This is a genomic window from Arachnia propionica (assembly GCF_003859805.1).
Classification (GTDB): Bacteria; Actinomycetota; Actinomycetes; order Propionibacteriales; family Propionibacteriaceae; genus Arachnia; species Arachnia propionica_C.
Map to the genome: position 1 here is coordinate 1 of NZ_RQZG01000043.1, position 1,004 is coordinate 1,004.

General features: G+C 65.8%; 1 protein-coding gene. It reads left to right on the forward strand.

Features of this window, described 5'->3' with window-relative positions; all coding sequences use genetic code 11:
- On the forward strand, positions 1-1,004 hold a 1,004-nt coding region (locus EII34_RS15695; protein ID WP_148092641.1), incomplete at both ends, for a DUF4132 domain-containing protein.

The following is a 1,004-nucleotide window of genomic DNA, read 5'->3' on the forward strand; positions in this document are numbered from 1 at the left end:
CTTCGGGGGCGGTGGCGAAGCAGTCGTGGTGTCTCACGGGTGCCGGCTGGTTGGGCGATTCCCGGTTTGTGGCCGAGCTTGCCCCGTTGATCCGGCAGTGGCCGGGGCAGAGTCAGCACCAACGTGCGGTCAAGGGGTTGACGGCGCTGCGGAATGTCGCCACGGATGCGGCGTTGCAGGCGATCTCGGGGATCGCGGCGAAGGTGAAGTTCGCGGCGTTGAAGAAGCGTGCTGGGGAGGCGATGGATGAGATCGCCCAGCAGCGGGGCTTCACCCGGGATGAGTTGGAGGACCGCATCCTGCCCGATGGCGGGTTGGATGAACGCGGCACCCGCGTGTTCTCCTACGGTGCTCGCCGGTTCCAGGCCTTCGTGACCCCGGATGGCAAGATCGCAGCCCGCCTGCTGGACGCCCAGGACCGCCCAACGGGGAAGGTGTTGACCAGTCTGCTGGCACCGAACAAGAGCGACGACCCCACCCAGGCCAAGGAGTCCAAGGCTGCTTATGCGGCGATGAAGAAGGACCTCACCGCGATGGTGAAGGTCCAAACCAGCCGGTTTGAGGAGGCGATGATCCAGGATCGTCGGTGGGATCCGGCGGATCATGCCCGCTTCATTGCCCCGCATCCGGTGCTGCGTCGGCTGCTGGCCGGGGTCATCTGGGGTGTTCGGGACGGCGACGGTACCTTGGTGGCCACCGCCCGGATTGATGAGGACGCCACCCTCATCGACGCCAGTGACGATCCCATCACCGTGCCCGAGGGTGGCAGTATCGGCATCGTTCATCGGCTCGATCTCACCGATGAACAGGCCAGCCGATGGGGCGAGGTCCTGGCCGACTACGAGCTGACCACCCCGTTCAAACAACTCGACCGACCCGTCTTCACCCTCCCCCACGGTCAGGGCGAGACACCCGAGTTGCCGGACATCCCCGAAGGCAAGATCCCGGCGGCGAAACTCATCGGCGCCTTCACCAAGCACGGCTGGCAGCGCGGTAACGCCTAC